Raw genomic sequence first — 19481 nt, 5'->3', positions numbered from 1 at the left:
AGATTTAGTATTGATTATTGTTTATGAGAAACATTAGTGCTTATAAAGAACCGTCATGGGCGCTTGGTTTTATATCACTCCAATCCCCCTGAATTTTAAGTACTTTTTCTATGATATCTCTGGCAACCCCTTCTCCGCCATTCTTTGGAGAAATGTAATGTGAAATTTCCTTAATCTCTTCTACCGCATCTTTAGGACAAACAGCCAGGCCAGCCAAACGCATAACCTGTAAATCGGGAATATCATCCCCTACATAAACCATTTGTGAAGGTTCCAAATGATGTTCTACCTGATATTTATTAAAAACAGCTATTTTATCGGAAACACCTAAAAAAATATCTGTTATCCCTAATCCCAGCAATCGCTTTTGTACTCCCAGAGATTTAGCTCCCGAAATGACAACAATCCGGTAACCTTTTTTTACAGCCAATTGTAAAGCATAACCATCTTTAATGTTAAACTGCCTTAACTGTTCACCATTTTCGGTTACTAAAACATTACCATTAGTCAATACTCCATCAACATCAAAAATAAATGTTCTGATTTGGTTGAGTTGATGGAGCATCTTAAAAATATTTTTTTGATTTTGATTATTGGTTATCTCGCCATTCGTAAACCCATGCAGACTGAATTTGCTCCAGATGCCCTTCGTTACATTCTTCTTTTGTACCGGCAAAATTTGGAATTTCTAAAACCCAGTTCATTAAATCTGTAAACCTGATACGATAGATTTTCGACTCATTGAAATCGTCTCCAAATTTCTCATATAAGCCCATAGCTATATCTTCGTAATCATTCCAATGAATTGGTAATGCAAACTTTTCGTTGTTCATCTAAAATTAGTTATTAATGTCCCAAAAACTGAGATTGGTCTGGAATAGTTATTTCAATATTTCCGTCAATCATTACGCATTGACAGCCTAGTCTTGAGTTAATTCTTGGATTTACGGCTCTGTCTATGAAATCTTCTTCTTTATCTGAGATTTCCTGAACATTGTCTTCTCCCGAATTTACGTATATATGGCAGGTACTGCAACCACAAACACCACCGCAGTTATGTTGAAGCTCTATCCCGTTTTCAAGACAAACGTCCAATACAGACTCTCCTTCTGCAATGTCAAGCTCTACCGGGTTCAGACCTTTTTCTTCAAAATTTATTTTTACTTTATAAACGTTCATGTCGATGCAAAAATAACAATTTATTTATGCTAAGCCCGATTTTCGTCATACATTTTAACAATGCGCTGACTGATTAAGCGATACAATTCCTGCTTATCCAAATCAGATGACAGCATATCTAGATGTTTCTGCATTGTATTCTTATCATGTCTCCTTGCAGGACCAGTTTGTACATCTTTCGGAGTTGCCTGAAGCACTTTGTTTGCAGTCTCCAGAATAAGCGGCTTAATATAATCGAAGCTTAAATTGTATTTTTCTAAAATATCGCTTGCTATAGAATATAAATGATTGGTAAAATTACAGGCAAATACTGCAGAAATATGTAAGTTCATCCTTTGTGCAGAGTCTGCCTCTTCCACTTTTTTTGTTATCTGACCAACTACCCGTTTCAAGTCAGTCAAAACATCAGGACGGCAGGCTTCTAAAAAAAAGGGAATTTCTGAAAAGTTTATTGCTACATCTTTCGAAAAGGTTTGCAGCGGATAGATAACTCCAACTTGCTTCGCATAGGGTTTTAAAACATTTATTGAAGTAGATCCGGAGGTATGAACTACTATTTGATGGTCTCTCGGTTTCAGTGATGAAGCTACCTGTTCAATAGCTTCGTCACTTACCGTTATAACAATTAAGTCTATTTCTTCTTTTATCTGAGATAAATCGCTAATAGAGTTCCCTCCTATCTCAAACGACAAATCTGCAGCTTTTTCTACGGTTCTGTTCCAAATTTGCCTTACCGGGTGCCCTGCCATAATAAAGGCTTTAGACAAGTGCCAGGCAACGTTTCCAGCTCCTAAAATAGCAATGTTCATATTAATTATTTCAATTCTTTAGACCTTCTAAAGATAGAAATAATGAATCCAATAACCATAATAATCGTTCCGCCCCAGAATAAATTGATATAAGGGAACATCACGGCTTTCAATACAATCCAATCTTTTTTATCTTCTTTTGGCTTCTGATAAACGGTAAGCTCCAATTTATCTTTTTGAGGAAGAACATTAGTAAATCTTAATTTAAGTCCTGCTTCATCTACTTTTTTACCAAAATCAACTTTCGTATTCCCTTTTATTAAGAAGATAGGCTCTACATTATAAGTACCGCCAGCATTAATTACTTCCAGCTGCATACCTATAGCCACATCTTCTTTATTAAGTGGAATATTTTGAATGGTCGCATTTCTATTGACTCCCTTTACAATTACTTTTGATTCTCTTAGCCTGATGGTATCACCTACAGAAACTTCATGAGGAACAGGTTCTTCGTAATGGTCGTCTTCAGAATGATCGCTATGCTCATCATGAACATGTTCTTCTTCTTTTAAAGGAACACTGCTTACGTGAGTATAAATGTCATGAAGTAAATAATGTTTGGTATCAGGAGAAGCAACTATCTGTCTCATTTTTGCGTTTTGCTGTGCATGAGGATACAGATTAAAGTTTTCCTTTACATTACCCTTATCATCAAAAGTTCTATAATTTACTCTATAATAAGTATTTACTCCTGATGTAGAATCCCCAAGATAGGTCACAGTATACCTGTCCATCTTTATTGGCTCGTTCTTATAAAGAATAATGTTCTCTCGAGGGTTATTATTCTTCGCAAATTCATCTCCAAAACCAATACCTGTATTATTAACAGAAACAACTTTACTGGTTGCTGCTGCTACCAGAGCTCCAATTAAAAGCATACCAAAGCCAATATGTGCGATGGAAGAACCCGCCAGTTTCCACTTTCCTTTTATGGCTTCGCCTAAAACTTTAGCATTGCAGATAATTGAAAATACTGCCGACCAAACTAGCAAGATGTATCCTAAATTGTGATACACATCGGTGATATACACAAAAACTCCGGCAATTAGTATAGAAGCAACCAGCGAAACGACAATACTGATATAGAACTTTCCAGCTTCGGTACGTTTGTATTTAAGGAATTGAGAAAAAGCCGATAAAATAGCTACTATAACAAAAAATGCTAACTGCCATTTGTTGTAGTGCTGAATTACATCTGTTGGTGGGGCCACGTCTGTACCAAATATTTTATTAAATACCGGAATAGATGTCGTTGCTATAATTTGAATACAAGATACTGATAAAGTAATTGCACCTATAAATAACCAAAATTCTCTGGAATACGTTTCCTCGTCTTTTTTACTGATTGGGAAATTTTTCCAGTGTCTGATGATTTGATATAATGGAATGATTACAAAAACCCCCATAAATATCAACAACTGCGTATCCATTCCCATAGATGTAAATGCATGTACAGAAGTTTCGCCAAGGATACCACTTCTGGTTAGGAAAGATGCATAAAGTACCAGTATAAAACTGATAATAATTAAGAATAGTGCTGTAAAGTAGCTATGACCGGTGTTTTTATACGCAACTAAAACGTGAACCGCAGCTATAAGTGTTAACCATGGAATAACAGAAGCATTCTCTACCGGATCCCATGCCCAGAAACCACCGAAATTAAGTGCTTCATAGGCCCAGAATGACCCCATAATAATACCTGTTCCCAATACGACTACGGCAAACAAAGACCATGGTAAGGCATATCCTATTAATTCTTTGTAGCGCTTAGTCCACACACCTGCTATAGCATAGGCAAAAGGAACTATCATAGCTGCAAAACCTAAAAATAATGTTGGAGGGTGAATAACCATCCAATAGTTCTGCAACAATGGATTTAATCCATTTCCGTCTGCTATCAGCGATAAATAATCTGCTCTTGCGAAAATAGGAGCTTCAACAGCATTTCTTAGCAGGATAAAAGGTGACGAACCTATTTTTACACCAAAAATTTCTACACCAATCAGCATCGAGCAAAGGAAAGCTTGAGATAATGCTATAACAGTCATTACAGAACTTTCCCACGACTTTGTTCTGAATATCAGGACAAACCCCAATACCGCCTGCCAGAAGGCCCAAAGCCAAAAGCTTCCTTCCTGACCTTCCCAGAAACTGGAAATGATATAATATACAGGCAGGGTCCTGGAAGAGTGAGACCATGCATAATGGTATTCGAAATAGTGATTATATATGATATAGAAAAGACACGCACCAATTCCAACTATAGCGGCTCCGTTTAATAAAAAACTAAAACGTCCAATTTTAGTCCAGGATTCATCTTTATTTACAGTTGCGAAATAATAACTTACTAAAGATAAAAGCGATGTTCCGAAGGAAAGTATGATAAAGAACTGTCCTAGTTTACCAGGCAATAGGTGTTCACCTACAAATTGTATATCCATTTAAAAATTTAGCTAACGGCTTTAACTTCTTTTATTTCTACCTTATCGTCTGTATATTTTGATGGGCACTTCATTAATATTTTAGTTGCCTGAAAACTGTCACCAACCATTTTTCCTGTTAGAACAATTTGCTCGGAACGCTCAAAATCTTGCGGCTTACTTCCGGCAAACACGACTTTACATTCCTTCCCATTGTTGTCTATCATGTAAAAAGAAAAATGATTTGCATCTACCTGAGGGTTGTATACCACCTCTTTATTCAATTGCAACTTACCCACCACATGCAATTCTTTCTGGGTTTCTTGGGCATCGGAAAAAGTTCCGTAAGTGCTGCTATCTGCGTAAGTACTCATAATTACGCCTATAGCTATTGCTATAATAACTATTCCGATAATTGAACTCCTTTTCATAAAAATCGAAGTATTTTAAATTTAACCAATTACAAAAATACAAAACGATAATGCTAGACAGGAAATATATCAAGAATGTTATCTTAATTAGAATTGTTCTAAACTAATTAAGATGTTCCAAAATTTTAGAATAAAGCGTTTCTTCTTTAAACGGTTTAACTAAACAGCCATCTATACCAGCTTTTTTGTAAGTAATAACATCGTCTTCCATTGAATTGGCGGTTATTGCAACTATCGGCAGTTTCGCTTTTTCTCTTTCCGGATAACTTCTGATTTCCTTGGCCAGCTCGACACCATCCAGCTTAGGCATTTGTATATCTGTCAATAAAATGTCGTAATGCCTTGTTTTAAAAAGTTCCAGGGCTTCTAAACCATCTCTGGCTTCATCAAAAGCGACACCCCATTTTTTAAAAATAGCTTTTAACAGCATAATGTTCATCAGATTGTCATCGGCAACCAGTATCTTTTTATCCAAAAGTTGATTGTTATCCATCGGGTTTACAGTCTTTCCTGCCACAAATTGGGTTTCTTTAGTTTGCATAACTTCTTTACAATTGCTGTAAGGGATTTCAAAAAAGAACTTAGAACCTTTACCTACTTCACTTTCTACACCTATAAAACCACGTTGCGATTCTATAATTTTCTTACAGATAGCCAGTCCTAAACCAGTTCCGTTATGCCTGTTATGATCGTTCTTATTTATGATTTGTGTAAATTCATCAAAAACCATATTAAGGTTTTCTTTTTCTATCCCTATCCCTGTATCTATAACCTCAATCCTCATTACACAATTTTCACTGATTACAGCATTAATTGTTACAGAACCACTTTTGGTAAATTTCACAGCGTTGGTTACCAAATTTATAACAACCTGCTTCAAACGGTATTCATCTCCATTTAACCGGATATTCTGATCGAAATGGTAGTTTACCAAAAGTTGCAGATTTTTCTTATCGGCATGGATTTTAAGGGTCGAAACAATATCATCTATTGTCTTTCTGGGAAAAAATGGAAAATTCTGGATATTCAATTTACCCGTTTCTATTTTAGAGAGGTCCAAAATATCATTGACTATGGACAATAAAATCTGCGATGCACTTTGTACCGACACTAATTGTCTTCTTTGGTCATCAGAAAGTTCACTTTTCTCTAGTTGTTCCGAAAAACCGAGTATGGAATTGAGAGGGGTCCTGATTTCGTGACTCATATGCGCCAGAAAATCTGTTTTTATTTTGGTCTGCTTTACAGCCACCTCTTTTGCTTTTTTTAATTTCTTTTCATTTTTATATAAAGACCAGATATTTAAAAGGATAATAAGTACCAGAATAACGCTAATTAATAAAACATTTTCATAAAACTTATCAATAATATCTAAGCTTTTTTTAGTTTCTGTTTTTAGTTTTTCGGTATTATATCTCTCAATATCTAAACTCTTTAAAGTTTGCAATGCTTCTTTTAGCTTTACTAATAACTGGTTATTACTTATAAATAATTCGGTTTGTTTTGCATGAAGTTTTTTGTGATTATTTACTAACCTTTCTACAACACTATTCAAAACAAGATTATACTTTTTAATATTTTCTGCTTGTTTTGCTCTATTTGCCCACGCTTCGTCCGAATCCAGTTCTGTTTTTATATTCTTATTTTTCAGTGTATCAAAATCCAGATCCTTATTATAAATCGCATCTTTAATTCTTCCAAAGAGCTTTTTATTAGTCTTTACCGGAACAATGTTGGTTGTTGAAGTAACATAAACGGATTCTAAATGCCTGATATCCGCAGGAAGCAAAGTGGGCCTAATGTCTTCTGTGCCTATATTTTCCTGAAGCTTTCCGGCGTAAATAATTAAAGAATCGTTTAGAGTTTTCAGTGAAACAAAAACTCGCATTCTTTCAATCTTTTGTTTCATCAGACTATCCAAGCCATTATTCACTTGAGTTTGCTCATTTAAATAATAGTCCAGGCTATCTATCCAGATGTTCATTTTATTCAAAGATTGCAGATACTGTGCGTAATAGTTTTCCCGCTTGGTAACGGCAAAAAGCTGAAGGTTATTTTCTATCTTCAATAATTGGTAAAAACTACTATCAATCAGCGAAGCGTATCTGTCGTTTCTTTTAAATTCAACAAAATTTTGCTCGAATTTGGCCTTAGCACTTTTCCTGTTAGCCAAACTTATCAATAGAAAGAAAAGAATAAACGACAATATCAGCAGCAACAGCCAACGATATATCGATGTAATTTTTTTCATACAATAATTTCCCAGTTCAATGATGTACCTGTTATACCCTGTAACAATGTGAATATTTTTCCCCTTTTTACCTCAGAATTGACACAATATTCTTTTCACGTTACTTTGCTTCTATTCGAAGAAACCTTATCTCAAATATTCAGAAGTGATATTTAATGATTTACACTCCTGATATCCATTCCTTTAAAAACAAGATTTATACCCATTAACAATCAATAAAAAAAGCCTCTGCTTTACATGCAAAGGCTTCAACTAAATTCAGCAATTTCGTTAATCTACACGGGTAAATACTTCCGTTCTTCCTATTAAAGAAATACCTACATACCCTCTAACATTTAATTTATTTTTGCCATCCAGCGTCATTTTACAGCTATATGTTTTTCCCGACTTAGGGTCATAAATGGTTCCATCTTCCCAGGTTCCATTTTTGTACTCAAAACCCTTTAAAATTTCAAGGCCCAATAATGGTCTGCCCTTTAATTCCCCGGAAGGATTTTTACTATCCTTTTTAGGCTGTCCGCTCTCATCGTTCGGATTTTTAAGCCAAGCGAGCTTACCATAATATTTATTTCCTTTTTTATAGATCTGAAGGTGAGCTTCTTTATCTTTATTTAACCACTTTCCTATGATTTCATCAGACTTTTGAGCCAACACGACTGTGCTTGTAAAAATAAAAGCGAATAGAATTACTACTTTTTTCATGTCTTTGGGATTATATAATTAAATATAAAAATTATTATGCTTGCATAAAAAATTACCTGAAATATAACACGACATTGTTACCATTGTTTGATTGTTATATTCAAAACTTATATTTAATGCTGGTGTTTTTATGGAAATAACGGCCGACATTTTATTAGTATGACAGATAAATACCTGTATCTCCTGTTTTCTCTTTTTCTATGTTTTAAATCACATGCACAAAAACCATTCTATGGGCTTAGTGAAAAAGAATGGCAAAAAAACAATATTCAGGACTCTTCTAAACTAATGTACAGTGTATTTCTCGTTGGCGATGCCGGTTATCTATCCCCTAAAAAAGGAAGTATTGTGTTAAACATTCTTCAAAACGATGTCAGTGCGTCGAATAAAGATGATGTTCTGATTTTTTTGGGGGATAATGTTTATCCGTCGCCTATGGAAAGAAACCGATCTAAATCTGATTCAAAAAAAGAAGCTATTTTACTGGAACAATTGAAGGTTGCGAACAAATTTAAAGGAAAAACTTTCTTTATTTCTGGTAATCTGGATTGGAAAAAAGGCAATGCGGGTATCTTAAATGAGCAGCTATTTGTAGATGCTTATCAAAAGCACTCTGCTTTTTTTCCCAGAAACAGCAACTCGATAGTGGAAAAGGTAGATCTGAACACTGATCTCAGCATTATTTTTATTCATTCGGAGCTATTACTGGATAAGCACAAAACTTTCCCTTCAGAAAGACAGGACGCTTATACAGAGATTGAGAAAATGATTAATCAAAATTCTAAGCGAAATATTTTAATTGCCCAGCATCATCCCATTTATTCAACCGGAGTACATAGTGGCTTCTTTTCTCTTAAAGACCATATTTTTCCACTTACCAATATCAACAGGAATTTGTATCTCCCCTTACCTATTGTTGGCTCTCTTTATCCGGTTATCAGGCAATATGGTGTATCTAAGCAGGACTTAAACAATCCTCAATATCAGCATATGAAGAAATCACTTGTGAATATTGTAAAGGATAAAAAGAATATTATTATTGCGAGTGGACACGAACACGCCCTACAATTAATTAAAGATGCGGATATTAATCAGATAATAAGCGGAGGGGGAAGCGTAAACAGGAAAGTTTTTAATGTGGAGCCTGCTCTTTTCGGAATCGGCAGTTTAGGTTATGCTAAACTAAACTATTATGAAAATGGGCAATGTTGGGTAGAATTTTATATTCCTGATGAAAACAAAAATGGTGGTACTTTAATTTACAAAAAACCTTTATATGGTTTGCAGGGAGATAAATCGGATATTGCGGAGGAAAAAGCTATTGATTATAAGGATTCTACCAAATTAGTTGCTGCCGGAAGTGAGTATGCTTCGTCCAGAAAAAAAGAAAAAACTTTTGGTAAACAATATAGAAAGAGCTGGACCACTCCTGTTCGCCTTCCCTATCTTGATCTTACTCGGGAGAAAGGGGGGCTAAGCGTAATAAGCTCTACGGACAGCGCACTGATTTTGCAGGACAAAAATGCTAACGAATATACTTTTAGATTAATCAACAGCAATCCTCACGACCTATTACCCAAAGGATTTGACGCAACTATTGTTGAAGATATTATACGGGACCAAACTTCTACATCTCAACCCTATGGTGCAGTAATTGTAGATTATCTTGCTCAAAAAGCCGGTTTGCCTGCCTTAGGTTCACAAATATTTTATCTTCCTTACACGCGTTTGTTAAAAGAAAATTTGTCCGGTTTTGGAGGACACATCGGTATTCTTGAAAGGAAAATCAAAACAGATAAGCTAATTGATACAGATACGCTTTATCACAAGCTTGATAATCATCCTCATGTCAAAGTAGATCAAAAAGAATATGTAAAAACCAGGCTTTTTGATTTACTTATTGGAGATTACCACCGAGATGAAAACACCTGGTTATGGCAAGCTAATACAAAAGGATCAGCAACTATTTATACTCCGATTAGTAAAAACAGGAAGCAATTTTTCACAAAAATAGATGGTTATGTGCCCTCTTTTCTAAAAAAACTAGTACCAGAAATTCAAACTTTTGATTATAGTATAAAAAAGCCAGAAAAATTAGCTATTTCTGCAAGAAATCTGGATAGAAATCTTTTGAATGAACTTTCAGAAGAAGAATGGCTGAAAACTGCCAATTATTTAAAAAATAATCTGGACGACCAGACTATAAAAATGGCTGTAAAACAGCTACCTAAAGAATCTTATGAAATTGATGGTATTGAGCTTGAGGAGAAACTAATTGCCAGAAAAAACAATCTGACGGAAACGGCAAAAAAATATTATCGTACGCTTTCAAAAGACGTTAAGATTGTAGCTACAAACCAATCTGATAAAATTGTGGTTAAGAGAAATGGAGATTCTACTTCTGTATCGCTAACCTCGTTTGGCAGAATCTTCGTTAACAAGGATACCCGACAGTTACAAATATATTCTCTTGATGGAAATGATAGCTTATTCGTTTCCGGCATTTCAAAATCACCGATAAAATTAAGATATGTGGGTGGCGATGGTATAGACTATGTTGAAAACAAATCAAAAAACAAAAAGCTGTTTGTTTATGACAACTACAAGTCCGAAATTCAAAACGCGCAACCGGCAAGACTTATTCTTACCGATGAAAAGTGGGTGAATGATTTTTCCAGGAATGACTTTATTTACAATAGGTCTGGCTTCTCTCCTAACGCCATGATTTATAACGCTACAGATTTTGTTAGTATCGGAATTTCTCATCAGATCAGAAACCGGGGTTTCAGAAAAGAGCCTTATTCATTTGAACAAAAAGTTGGTGCTTTGGTTGCTCCGAAAACTGGTGCGCTGGAATTAAAGTATCTTAGCACTTTTTATTCGCTTTTTTCAAACAACATCGATCTGGTATTAACCGGAAGATATATTGGCCCCGCATATGATTTTAATTTTTATGGAAATGGCAATAGTTCGGATAATTTAAACGATTTGAAATATTATCAGGTAAGATCTAAGAATGCTAAATTTAATACTTTTCTGCAAAAACGCGTATCAGACAAAATAACATTCGGGCTGGGCCCCGGCATGTCTTATTTCCATATTTTAAAACAAAAAGAATATCATTTCCTAAATGAATATGCTGTCAAAAACCCCAGTACAGATTGGTTCTTAAATTTTAGCAGTTATCTTAATTTCGACTTTTCTGATAATATTTTTTATCCCAAAAATGGATGGAGATGGACTAACAGCATTAGTTATTCTTCTCAAATAAGTAATAATAAATATCAGCATGTGAATTTAAAAACGGATTTCAGAACTTATTATACACCGTCTGTAAATATTCCTTTTACATTTGCATTACGTGTAGGCGCCAGCACCAATATTGGTGATTATAATTTTTATCAAGCCAATACACTCGGAAACCTGACAAATCTGAGGGGGTACAGAGCAGACAGATATTCTGGCAGAAGTACTATTTACAGTAATCTGGAAGGCAGATTAAAGCTCACAAAAATCAGGAGTTACTTTCTTGCCGGCGATATAGGTTTATTTGGCTTTTACGACACCGGACGTGTCTTTTCGAATAATTTAGAAACAAGCAAATGGCATAGTGGCTATGGCCCAGGCGTATGGATAAATTTCTTTGATAATTTACTGGTTTCTTTGGGATATGGTATCTCTTCGGAAGATAAAGTGTTTTCGTTGAATATTGGTTTCAGGTTTTAATTGGAGGTTGTTTGAAAAGTTCTACATCTTTTAGGCAGGTCCCAATGATATCTAAAGAGGAGGAATCTCCATCAGAAGTTTTTCTGAAGAAGATTTCTCCAATATGGTTGAACTTTAAATTACACTAAAATATTTATTGTACTACAGCTTGATGATGTTTTAAACGCTCTTCTCTCACCAGCCCCTCCAGAAAATAGTAATCTGCATAATTAATGGGCACATCTATCTCGCTATTTTTGGGATAATGACCTGTACTATGGTCTAATATGAACCCTTTATTCATACCGTCTGCAGATTTATATTTGGAAGCAATTGTTGCTGTTATCTTTTTGGCCAGTTTTAAATAATCTTCTTTTTTGCTATAAGTACTTAATTCATATAAAGCAGAAGAAATAACGGCTGCTGCAGAAACATCTCTTGGTTCATCAGGTATTTTTGGCGCATCAAAATCCCAATACGGAATTAAATCTTTCGGCATATTTTTATTCGAGAAAATAAATCGAGCTATATTTTCTGCCTGAGCCAGATATGCCGGATTCTTGGTATATCTGTAACACATGGTATAACCGTATATACCCCACGCCTGACCTCTTGCCCAGGCCGAATCATCCGAATATCCCTGATGTGTGTTTCTCTTCTCTACTGCTCCCGTTTCCGGATTATAACTTATAACATGCCAAGTGCTGTAATCTGGTCTAAAATGATTCTTCATTGTGGTATTAGCGTGTTTAACCGCTATATCATGATAAGTAGAATCTCCTGTTAATCTGGTTGCTTCAAATAGAAGTTCCAGATTGAGCATATTATCTATAATTACCGGAAAATCCCACTTATCACTGTTATGATCCCAGGATCTTAATGCGCCAACTTTCGGGTTGAATCTGGTAATTAAGGTTTTTGCAGATTGAACTATGACGTCCTTGTAATGCTGATTTCCCGTTAATCTGTAACCATTCCCAAAACTACAGTAGATTTTAAATCCCATATCATGTGTAGTTCCGTTCATTTTTTCCTTCTCTATAAGGGCAGTAAATTTTTCAGCCTGCACTTTTCTATCCTCGTCTTTTGTGAGCTCGTACAAATACCAAAGATTGCCAGGGAAAAATCCGCTTGTCCAGTCCTTTGATGCTACCAATCTCAACTCGCCTTGTTCTACTGTTCGTGGCGATACCAGCATTCCGTTTTTATTATTTGCTTTTGGAATTTCGGTAAGCAATAAGTTTGTTTGACTTTGGGCATGTTTAACTATTTTCTGCGTGTGGATAGCTGTAGAACATGAAGATAAAGCCAGCGCTACAAATACAGCTAATCCGCCCAATTTATTCTGATTAAGTTTCATCTGTTTCTTTTTATGTGTTTATTATAAATTACATCTGGTTTGTTCTCCCGAATACCTTTTAAACAATATCGAACAGGTATTTAGACCTTACTTCACATCCAGATTAAAGGATATTTCACAGGCATATTTCTTACTACTTCTTCCACAGTGAGCTGATGCTTTAATTTTGCCCATGTAGAAAACCAATCTTTTTTGTTATAAACAGAAGCTCCAAAAAGCAAGAACGGATGAGCTACCGGCCATTCTTCCCAGTACATAACATCTGGCTTTAAAGGCCATTTGGATTTGTCTACCACAAAAGGATAGATAAATTCTATTCCATTCTTTATAGACACACCTTTATTGGTTTTATAATTCCAAAGATTATTCTCTTTTGTTGACAGGATATGAACTAACGCTGTCATGGCATCTAAATTAAAAAGCGAATATCCGTAAGGTTTTGTCCTTTTCATCTCCAAAGGAAAACTACCATCTTTTGCCATTTGATTAGGCAACAGTACTTCTTTATAGCGTTTTGAGGAAAACTCCTGCAGTTCTTTATTTCCGGTAAGTTTAGAAAAAGCCGCTATCTGCAGTACAAAGCAGGTCCCATGATTGTTGGCAGCATTCATTTCCGCGTTTCCGTAAGGATGGGTCATTAACCATGTTAAATACTGGCTAAACCAATCTTTAACATTTGCCACCAAACCAGCATCCAATTTATCAGACAAAATAAAAACACTTTGTGCTACTTCTATCAAATGAATGGTATCTATAATCCCAATCCCTCTTCCTGTAAATCGGCCTTTTATTGCTTGCGCATAAAGTAAATTAGGATTCATCCTCGTGTTGTTGGCAACAAACCATGCTTTTAAATGCTCCTCAATTTTAGAAAGATATTTCTTATCGCCGGTAATTCTGTATGCAGAGGCCAGAGATCCAATAATTCTTCCAAATCTGATCATTGCTAGCCTATGGGCAACGAAATTATCAGGATTTGTCATCCCATCTTTTTGGATATAAGGCCCGTCCGGATTTTGCGGATCCGGCCACCAGTAATCACCTTCAGAGAAAAAGTCGTTTTTCCCTCCTGCACTTCTGCTGCTACTGGCTGCAGTAACCGTTATTGGTTCTTGCTGCATAGCCCATGCTGCTTCTTCCAGAACATCGTTCTTGATTACCTTAACCGCCTCTTTATAAAATTTGGAGTTGGATTTTCCTATGGTAGGAAAACTCAATGAAACGACGATGAAGAGAAAAGATAGCCTAAAATATTTTTTCATGATTATAAGTTTATAAATACCGTAGGAACGCCTTCAGATCTGGCAGAAACTACACTTTTTCCATTATTTTTAATCACTCTGATAATTGCTCTTCCATTATACATCTGCAAATAATTAGAACCTGTAGAAGTCCCCTGGTTATCAATTAATTTGCCATCTCCGGCCAATTCAAAACTAACATAGTTCGCAGCTTCTAAACATTGAGCATTATTTGCATCAAACAATTTTACTTCTAAAGTTGCAATTCCATTTTCGTCCGCAATTTTCTCTAGGATAAGCTTTGCTGGTTTGCCCCATTTAGCGGTTTGGTAATATTGTGTAATTTCGTCTGTAAGTACTGTTTTGCCTTTCTTAGCAATTACCTTAATCGTATTTTTACCTTCGTTAAAAACAACATTCCATCTTAAACCTGCAGCAGGAAAATTCTGGCTGTTTCTCTTTTTAACTCCCATACTCTTTCCATTGAAAAAAAGCTCTGCTTCGTCACAATTTGAGTAAGCCTTTACTACTTTTTCTTCGCCTTTTTCTCCCCATCTCACAGGCCAGTTATGACCAGAAATGTGCAACATTGGTTCTTTTGTCCAATAAGATTGAAAAACATAATAGGCTTCCTTTTTTGTAAAATCGCGTTCTACAACACCTTTTTGGTTCATATAAGGAACAGGATTTTCTGGTCTAACCGGAGTAGAAAAATCTTTGAAAGGCCAATAAGCTGCTCCCGTTAACCAGGGCATTGTTTCCTGTTCTTTCAAATGCCAGTCTATTAAATTACAAATATAGCTCTCGCTCCAGTCTCCGTCTTTAGAAAAACGGGCCTCGCCACCATAAAAAGTCGCATCTCCAGCTCTTTCATCTGCACCCGCACCAATTTTTAACCTGTTAACTATTTTCTCCGGTTCTTCAGAATTTCTTCTGGCATGGCTATCGCCTCCCCACTCTACATGCAGAAAATGGTTTACTTCTTCCATTTCTTTTTTAGAGACTTCTTTGTATTCCTGATAGATTCCTCTATACCAACCTGCCCAAATAGAAGGAGAATACACATCTACAATATCTTTACAGAAATCGCACCTTCTAATGGCTGTTTTTCTTGTAATATCTAATTTATGGCTTAGTTCATGAAGTTCTTTCATGAAGGCTCTAATCTGTTCTTTGTCGAAATGTGTAAAGTCTCCCGGCCAATCATTTTCATTACCCAATCCCCAGATAATTATTGAAGGATGATTATAATGCTGTTCTATCATATTGGTCAGCATTCTTCTGGCCTGTGCCTTATAAACTTCGCCACCTAAACCACCACGACACCACGGAATTTCTTCCCAAACCAAAATCCCCAATCTGTCACATTCTTCCAATACGATTCTGGATTGCTGATAATGACCTAATCTGATAAAGTTAACGCCCATATCCTTCATCATCTTTATCTCGGTTTTAATCATCTCCTCTGTCATAGCCGCAGCCACTCCGGCATGATCTTCGTGTCTGTGGGTACCTCTCAACAACAATCTTTTTCCGTTCAGCATGAACGGACCTTTTTGAACAAATTCAAAATGTCTGAAACCGACTTTTTCTGTATGCTTATATTCCTGTCCATCTGCATTCACAGTGAGCTCCACAGTATATAACTGAGGCTGATCTGGCGACCAAAGCGCAGGTTTGTTCAATTTTGCAGTCCAAAGCTCCTGATTGGAATCAGATAACGAGATATTATTTTTGCCTGTAAAAACAGTTTCACCTTGTGGATCTTTTACCAATACGTTTACATTCGCTGTTTTTATAGCGTTAGGATTATAAAATCGTCCTGTAATTTTCAGCTGCCCCGATTTGCCCCGAGAGTCAACTTCTGCTAATGCAAAAAGTTTGTCTACAGAAACTTCTGGGGTATAAACCAGATTTAAATAGCGATAAATACCTCCATACAAGTTAAAATCTGATAAGTCGGACGGAATCATCTCTAAATCACGGGAATTATCGCATCTGATTGCAATGGGAATTTCTCCTTTAAACCGAGACTTGAAAAGCTTGTCTTTTTTAAATGTTTCTACGGCTTCGGTAATATCTATGGTAAATTCGTCATAACCACCAACATGACTTCCTACTTTAGTAGTATAAATATAAACCTCTGTTTTTTGTCCGGCGCCTTCAAAATGTAATAAAATACGCCCTTTCTGATAAGGATTATCCAATTTAAGGGTCGTTCTGTACCATCCCGCTCCCTGATAATAATTAACTTTCGGATCTACCGCATCAATCTCATTAAAACAATGTGGTAAAAATACTTTAGACCATAAAGGAACAGTTTCTGAAGACCCCGGTTTTGCTGGTCGCATCGCTTCCCATACACTTCCTAAGTCTCCTTTTAAATATTCCCAATTTTGGGTTAGTCTTTTAGACTGCTGAGCAAATACTAACTGTCCGGCTAACACTAAAAAACTTATTAGTATAAGTTTAATTTGTACGGCACTAATCTTAAAAGGAATTTTCATTAAAACTTTATTTAGGGTTACTGTAGCAAACCTAAAATAAAGTCGTCTAATCTGGGTATATTTTCTTTAAAAAGAGGGGTAATTTTATAAAAAGAAGATAATCTTTTCTATAAAATTCAACTCTATTGGCCTGAAATAAACTCTGTTGGCGTTTTCCCAAATTGCTTCTTAAATTCTTTACTAAAATATTTCGGGTCTGTAAACCCTACAATGTAAGCAATTTCTGATATTGTTCCCTGCTTCTGCTCCATAAGTTGAAGTGCTCTTTTCAAGCGAAAAGACTTCATAAAATTGTTTACAGTAAGACCCGTTATTGCTTTAATTTTTTTATAAAATATAGGTGTACTCATTCCTATTTCATAAGCAAAGTCATTTACTCCAAAATCTGGATTACCTATATTCTGTTCTAATAAATGCAGGACTTTTTCAATAAATTTTCCATCTGGGTGTTCTATCTCTGGCTGGTTGGGTTCCAAACTAAGCCTTCGGCTAAACTTGCTTCGCATAATTTCCTGTGAAGCTACCATATTAGAAACTGTATATTTCAATTTATCTATTGTAAAAGGCTTGGTGATATAGGCATCAGCTCCTGTTTTTAATCCTTCCAGCTCATCTGCTTCTGAGGACCTTGCTGTTAATAGAATAACCGGAATATGGTTTGTTCTTTCGTCTGTCTTTATACCTTTGCAAAATTCAATTCCATCCATTACAGGCATCATTACATCACTTATAATGATATCCGGAATATAATTCATCGCTAACTTAAGGCCTTCACTACCATTTTCTGCAGTATACATTTTATACCTGTCTTTCAAAGTTTCTACAACAAAGTCTCTTACTTCTTTATTGTCTTCTACAACTAAAATGGCAGGTATATCTATTTCTGTTTCTGTATAACGACCTGTATCTCCAGAAAAAACCGTCTGTATATCATCGTTATAGGTTTCATCGTCAATAAATTGGAAGCCATCCAGATGCTCATGTCCTTTTTTCAAAATCAAACAAAATACGGTAGCTGTTTCAATATCTTCTACAATTAAATCGCCTTTATGAAGTTTTGCAATGCTTTTAGATAATGCAAGGCCAATTCCGGTTCCAATACTTCTTTGGTCGGTATCCTCCTGATAGAAGTCTGTAAAGATTTTCGTTTTGTTTTCTTTTGCAATTCCTTTACCACTGTCTATTATTCTAACCGAAATATCGTTTCTGTTCTCTTGTATTTTAATCTTTATCTTTCCGTTGTTTGGAGTAAACTTGAAAGCATTGGAGAGTAAATTATAAATAACTTTTTCTAATTGATTTTGATCTATATATGCCTCTATTACCGGGTTTTCGCTATAAAATTCATATTCTATTTCACCTTCTTTGGCTTTATACTGGAAAGACTGATAGATATCATATACAAAATCTACCAGATTAACTCTTTCTATTCTTAACGACATTCTCCCGGCTTCTACCTTACTAAAATCCAGAAGTTCGTTAATCAATTTGACCAACCGTTTTACATGCTTATCTATTCCAAGCAATTGATTTCTGAATGTCGAATTTGTTCCTATATCCTGTATGAGCTTTTCCAATGGCCCTAAAATCAAAGTAAGTGGTGTTCTGATTTCGTGAGAAACGTTTCGGAAGAAATCTATTTTAAGCTGGTGAATTTCATGTTCTTTTTTCAAAAGTGCTTCCATAATGAAATACCTGATGGAAACAAAGGCAATACCTGCAAGAACAGTTAAATAGAAAAGATAAGCCCACCAACTTTTCCAGAATGGAGGATAAATGGTGATATGCAATTTTTTGACATCGCTCCAAACACCATCATTATTGCTTCCCTTGTATAGCAAAGTGTAATCTCCGTCCGAGAGTTTATTAAAGGAAATATTTGATGATTGGAGCTCGTTCCACTGCTTGTCTATTCCTTCTAATTTGTAAGCATATCTATTTTTTTCAGGGCTAATATAATTAAGCACTGCCAGATCCAAACTAAAAACATTCTCGTTATATGGAATACCTATTTTTGATGTCTGCCAGATTGCTTTTTTTAATATTTTAGTTGTATCTCCGACAGATACAGGTTTATCCGACAAGCGCAAACTTGTTAAAATAACTTCTGGCTTGCTTTTGTTTTCTTTGATATCCTCTGGTCTGAAACTTAATAACCCATTAAACCCGCCAAAGAACAGCTCTCCTTTACTGTCTTTTAAAAAAGAGTTATAGTTAAATACATTACCAGCGAGCCCGTCGGCTGTATTATAAATTTTAAAAATACCTTTTTCGAACTTAGCCAATCCTTTGGTTGTACTAAACCAGATATTTTTCTGGTTGTCTTCTATTACTCCAAGTACGGTATTGGTTGGCAGTCCCTGATTTTCTGTATACAACTTTACTGACTTATCTTTGTAAGTATAAACTAATACACCATTGTGTGTTGCAAACCAGAGCTTTCCTTTCGAATCTTCTGAAATAGCATTAATTCTTAAAAACCACGAAGGGTTATCTTTAAGGGTAATATTAACAAACCTTTTGGATTTGGCTTCTTTTAAAAATAAGCCGGATTCGCATGCTACCCAAATTCTGTTTTCGCTATCCTCAAAAATATAATAAACAAAGGTGTGTGGTATCTTTACGAGATTAAATTTGCCTGTACCTTTATTGTAGATAAAAACGCCGTTTCTGGTCCCTACCCAAATTTGTTGCCGGCTATCTATCAGTAAAACCGAAAGTCTGTTTGAATTTAAAGAAGAACTTTTAAAAGTTCTTGTTCTGGTATTGAAAACGTTCAATCCGCCTTCAAAAGTTGTTGCCCAAAGATTTCCTTCGGCATCTAAAGCCAAATCCTTTATTAAATTAGAACTTAGAGAATTGTCTCGTCCGACTGT

Annotated in this window: 13 protein-coding genes; 1 reads left to right on the top strand and 12 read right to left on the bottom strand. The window is 35.5% G+C overall.

The window, feature by feature from the left end; all coding sequences use genetic code 11:
• Positions 1 to 40 precede the first annotated feature (40 nt).
• From ABWO41_RS05190 to ABWO41_RS05155, 8 genes are all read right to left on the bottom strand, one after another.
• Positions 41 to 565, bottom strand: a complete 525-nt coding sequence (locus ABWO41_RS05190; RefSeq protein ID WP_353134490.1) for a KdsC family phosphatase — start codon at positions 563 to 565, stop codon at positions 41 to 43.
• 25 nt (positions 566 to 590) lie between these two features.
• On the bottom strand, positions 591 to 833 hold the full coding sequence (iscX, locus tag ABWO41_RS05185; protein WP_353134488.1) for a Fe-S cluster assembly protein IscX: 243 nt from the start codon (positions 831 to 833) through the stop codon (positions 591 to 593).
• A 13-nt stretch (positions 834 to 846) separates the two neighbouring features.
• Positions 847 to 1179 carry a 2Fe-2S iron-sulfur cluster-binding protein gene (locus tag ABWO41_RS05180; protein WP_353134485.1) on the bottom strand — a complete coding sequence of 111 codons (333 nt, stop codon included), beginning with the start codon at positions 1177 to 1179 and terminating at the stop codon, positions 847 to 849.
• 29 nt (positions 1180 to 1208) lie between these two features.
• Positions 1209 to 1988, bottom strand: a complete 780-nt coding sequence (locus ABWO41_RS05175) for a Rossmann-like and DUF2520 domain-containing protein (protein ID WP_353134482.1) — start codon at positions 1986 to 1988, stop codon at positions 1209 to 1211.
• Between the two features lie 5 nt (positions 1989 to 1993).
• Entirely contained in the window at positions 1994 to 4429 is a 2436-nt protein-coding gene (locus ABWO41_RS05170; RefSeq protein WP_353134479.1) for a heme lyase CcmF/NrfE family subunit, read from the bottom strand.
• Between the two features lie 8 nt (positions 4430 to 4437).
• On the bottom strand, positions 4438 to 4839 hold the full coding sequence (locus ABWO41_RS05165; protein ID WP_353134476.1) for a cytochrome c maturation protein CcmE domain-containing protein: 402 nt from the start codon (positions 4837 to 4839) through the stop codon (positions 4438 to 4440).
• A gap of 103 nt (positions 4840 to 4942) precedes the next feature.
• A complete protein-coding gene (locus ABWO41_RS05160; protein WP_353134473.1) occupies positions 4943 to 7090 on the bottom strand; it encodes a response regulator in 2148 nt (715 codons plus the stop codon).
• Between the two features lie 270 nt (positions 7091 to 7360).
• A complete protein-coding gene (locus tag ABWO41_RS05155) occupies positions 7361 to 7792 on the bottom strand; it encodes a DUF2147 domain-containing protein (RefSeq protein ID WP_353134470.1) in 432 nt (143 codons plus the stop codon).
• A 159-nt stretch (positions 7793 to 7951) separates the two neighbouring features.
• Between ABWO41_RS05155 and ABWO41_RS05150 the strand changes: the two genes are divergently transcribed.
• Positions 7952 to 11518 (top strand): BamA/TamA family outer membrane protein, encoded by a 3567-nt coding sequence (locus tag ABWO41_RS05150; RefSeq protein WP_353134467.1) that lies wholly within the window; start codon positions 7952 to 7954, stop codon positions 11516 to 11518.
• A 133-nt stretch (positions 11519 to 11651) separates the two neighbouring features.
• On the opposite strand, the gene ABWO41_RS05145 is transcribed toward ABWO41_RS05150, so the two are convergent.
• The 4 genes from ABWO41_RS05145 to ABWO41_RS05130 all read right to left on the bottom strand — a co-directional run.
• Complete coding sequence (locus ABWO41_RS05145; RefSeq protein WP_353134464.1) at positions 11652 to 12857, bottom strand: glycoside hydrolase family 88 protein; 1206 nt, start codon at positions 12855 to 12857, stop codon at positions 11652 to 11654.
• Between the two features lie 92 nt (positions 12858 to 12949).
• On the bottom strand, positions 12950 to 14119 hold the full coding sequence (locus ABWO41_RS05140; RefSeq protein ID WP_353134461.1) for an alginate lyase family protein: 1170 nt from the start codon (positions 14117 to 14119) through the stop codon (positions 12950 to 12952).
• A gap of 2 nt (positions 14120 to 14121) precedes the next feature.
• Positions 14122 to 16605: a glycoside hydrolase family 2 protein gene (locus ABWO41_RS05135; protein WP_353134458.1), complete on the bottom strand. Its 2484-nt coding sequence runs from the start codon at positions 16603 to 16605 to the stop codon at positions 14122 to 14124.
• 122 nt (positions 16606 to 16727) lie between these two features.
• Positions 16728 to 19481 (bottom strand): response regulator (locus tag ABWO41_RS05130; protein WP_353134455.1); only part of this gene is annotated, 2754 nt, incomplete at its 5' end.

The organism is Pseudopedobacter sp. (genome assembly GCF_040392825.1).
Taxonomy (GTDB): Bacteria; Bacteroidota; Bacteroidia; order Sphingobacteriales; family Sphingobacteriaceae; genus Pseudopedobacter.
Note: the sequence above shows the minus strand (reverse complement) of the source record. Positions and strands in the feature narration are given on the sequence as shown.